This is a genomic window from Mycobacterium sp. E3305, from assembly GCF_001666785.1.
Taxonomy (GTDB): domain Bacteria; phylum Actinomycetota; class Actinomycetes; order Mycobacteriales; family Mycobacteriaceae; genus Mycobacterium.
In genome coordinates, this window is the sequence record NZ_LZJA01000150.1 from 1 (window position 1) to 3,333 (window position 3,333).

The 3,333-nt window shown below is 68.0% G+C and carries 3 protein-coding genes and 1 pseudogene; 2 read left to right on the top strand and 2 right to left on the bottom strand.

Annotated elements, in window-relative coordinates; translation table 11 throughout:
• Together A5701_RS13815 and A5701_RS13820 are read right to left on the bottom strand one after the other, a co-directional pair.
• Positions 1–218: WXG100 family type VII secretion target (locus tag A5701_RS13815; RefSeq protein WP_067280784.1), on the bottom strand; the 218-nt coding region annotated here is incomplete at its 3' end.
• A 286-nt stretch (positions 219–504) separates the two neighbouring features.
• On the bottom strand, positions 505–804 hold the full coding sequence (locus A5701_RS13820) for a PE family protein (RefSeq protein WP_047324320.1): 300 nt from the start codon (positions 802–804) through the stop codon (positions 505–507).
• Positions 805–1,217: 413 nt separating this feature from the next.
• On the opposite strand from A5701_RS13820, the pseudogene A5701_RS13825 reads away from it, so the two are divergent.
• Positions 1,218–2,279 (top strand): annotated as a pseudogene (locus A5701_RS13825) (PPE domain-containing protein); the annotation flags it as partial.
• 467 nt (positions 2,280–2,746) lie between these two features.
• The coding region (locus tag A5701_RS13830) for a PPE family protein (RefSeq protein ID WP_156669877.1) at positions 2,747–3,333 on the top strand (587 nt) is incomplete at its 3' end.

Sequence of the window (3,333 nt, forward strand, 5' to 3'; positions counted from 1 at the left end):
CCGTGAAGCATGTTGACGATGTTGCGGAAGGCCTGGTTGACCTGGCCCATGGTGTCGTACGAGGTCGCCTGCGCCTGGCCGCTCCAGCCCGAGCCGGCGATGTTCATCGAGGACGCCCACATCTTGCGGGCCTCGTCCTCAACGGTCTGGGCGTGCACCTCGAAGCGGCCCGCCATCGCCCGCATCTCGTGCGGGTCGGTCATGAAACGTGTTGCCATGTGGCTTTCTCCTTATTACGTGATTACTCAGATACCTGCTGTGGTGACGACGATGGCCGGACCGGTTACGCGCTGGCGAACCGCCGTGCCGAATGCAAAAGAATGATCCCCCCTTCCCGTCAGCCGGCGGCCACCGGTCGTTGGAACACGGTGAGACGGACGTCAAACCCGAACTCCGGCGTTTGAGTTGTCCGGCCGTCAGCCCCCGAGATCGTCGGTAGCTGGGCGGTCAGGTTGGAGCGCACGTCGAAGACGTCCCGTCCCAGACCCCGAACCGCCAACCCGATCAGCCCGCAGCAGCTGCGTTGATTGCCTCGGTCGCAGCGTACGAGCCAGAGCTGGTCGACAGCGTGTTCACGAACGCCTCGTGAATGGCGGCGGCCTGGGCACTGACCGCCTGGTACATCTGCGCGTGCGCTGCGAACTGCGCCGCCGTCAGCGCCGACACCTCGTCGGCGGCCGCGGGCACCACCCCGGTCGTGGGGGCGGCCGCAGCCGCGTTCTGGGCGCTCAACGTTGAGCCGATGGCCTGCAAGTTTCCGGCCGCCGCAGCCAGAGCCTCGGGCTGTGTGGTCACGAACGACATACTTGGTTCCCTCCTAGTTCAATCCCCGACTCTGCAGAGACTAGATGACAACGACCCCTGAAGCTGTTTCGGAGGCCGTCAGTTTGCAACTGTTCACGTGACGGTACGACGAATTCACTTTTAGTAACGTCAGAGTAACAGCGTCCCGCCTCGATCGCCTCCCCTTACAGCAAACTGTGACCAACCCGGTCTCCGAAGTGGCTGGTGCGAGTTTCCCGGGTTGGCGTCGCAGGGCAGGACCGGAAAAAATCTGGTTGCCGAATATTCGCTGCCGCTCGGCTAGCAACCGGTGGATGGGCCGCCGACGGCCGCCCGACGGGGCCCCTGAAGCCCCGTCGGAAGCCCGCGAACCGAGCCTTGTGTAACCCATTCTGTCAACCCTTTGACCGCGGTGCTGCAATGACCGAATCCGGCTATCCGGCGAAGGGTGGGCGGGCACGGCCTCGGCGGCGATGGCGGCCGCGGCCACCCCGTATGCGGAGTGGCTGGCCAGCACGGCGGCGCAGGCCGAGCAGGCCGCGGTGCAGGCCGCCGCGGCGGCGGCGGCTTATGAGGCGGCGTTCGCCGCGGTGGTGCCACCGCCGGTGATCGCGGCCAACCGGGCGTTGGTGCAGCAGTTGCAGGCCACCAACGTGATCGGGCAGAACACCGGGGCGATCGCGCAGTTGGAGGCCCAGTACGGCGAGTTTTGGGCCCAGGATGCCGGGGCGATGGCCAACTACTCGGTGCAGTCCACGGCGGCGACCAAGGGCATCACCCAGTTCCAGGCCGCCCCGAAGGTGACCAACGACGCGGGCACCACCACCCAGGCCAGCACGGTGGCCAACGCGGCGGCCAACACTTCCGCCGGCAACGCGGCCAACGTCGCGCAAAAGGCGGCCACCACCGCCACGACGACCGCGGCCCCGCAGGCCGCCGCCGCCGCTCAGACGACGACCAACCCGCTGCAAGAGCTGTGGTTCCTGTTGACCGGCCAAACCACCATCCCCACCAACCTGGGCACACTCGTCAACGGCTACAGCCCGTTCGCCGGCCTGTTCTATAACACCGAGGGTCTGCCGTACTTCAGTACCGGTATGGCCAACACCTTCACCCAGATCGCCAAGTCGGTGGGGTTGATCGGTGGTGCGGCTCCGGCGGCGGCCAAGGCGCTGCCCGGTCTGGGTGGGCTCGGTGGTCTGCTCGGCGGCGGTGCCGGAGCGGTGCACCCGGCCGCGGCTATCGGTGGGGCGGCCTCCATCGGTGGCAAGTTGTCGGTGCCGGTGGCCTGGACCGGCGCCCCGGCGCTGCCGGCGATGGGCCACACCGCGGTCCCGGTCAGCGCGATCAGCGCCGCACCCGAGGCAGCCGGGGGACCGGGCAACCTGCTCGGCGGCATGCCCCTGGCCGGAGTCGGCAACGGCACCCACGCCGGCGCCGGCCCCCGCTACGGATTCCGCCCCACCGTCATGGCCCGCCCACCCTTCGCCGGATAACCTCCGGGTCGGCAGCGTAGGAACACGCTTTAGCGCGCGAAAAGTGCTGCGCTAAAGCGTGTTTCGCGTTTGCGCCCAAGAACCGACTCGCGGCGGAGGCCTTGCCCACGCCCCCGGCCGGCCCCTGTCCGGGCCGACATCGCCGCGGCCTTTATTGCGACCGGATTTTTTGTCCAGCGCCCACGTCGATCCGCCCCGGCTGCGCGGGATCGCTTATCGGCCGTGATCCGCCCGGCACCCGTTCCCGCAGGTAGGCGTGCACACGGCGAACGCGGGCGGCCGCCGGCCCGGCCGTTGCGCTGTCCGCTGACCCGCTGGAACGGGGCGCCTCCCACCCGGACCGTCGAGTCACGGGCAGCGAGAAGACGGGGCGGCGCTCTAGCCTTCGCAAGCAAGCGCATCGCTTGAAGCCAGCTATCTAAAACACTCGCGAGGGAAACACATGGTTCGAGCCGGGGGGTTCGTAGGTGTTTGACTTCGGGGCGTTACCGCCGGAGATCAATTCCGGTCGGATGTATGCGGGTCCGGGTTCGGGTTCGTTGATGGCGGCGTCGGCGGCGTGGGATGAGATTGCTGCTGAGGTGGCTGCGGCGGCCAGTGGGTATAGCTCGGTGATTGCGGAGTTGACGTCGGGTCCGTGGGTGGGTCCGGCGTCGTCGTCGATGGTGTCGGCGGTGGTGCCGTTTGTGAGTTGGCTTTCTGCGGTGGCGGGGTTGGCCGAGGACACGGCCAGTCAGGGTCGGGCGGCTGCGGCGGCGTTTGAGGCGGCGTTTGCGATGACGGTGCCGCCGCCGGTGATTGCGGCTAATCGGGTGTTGTTGGCGACGTTGGTCGCGACGAATTTCTTCGGGCAGAACACGCCGGCGATCATGGCGACCGAGGCGCAGTACATGGAGATGTGGGCCCAGGATGCGGCGGCGATGTATGGCTATGCGGCGGCTTCGGCCACGGCCTCGCAGTTGGCGCCCTTTGATGCCCCGCCGAACACCACGACTCCTGATGGGGTGGCCGAGCAGGCGTTGGCGGTGACCCAGGCCGCTCAGCAGCCCGCGGG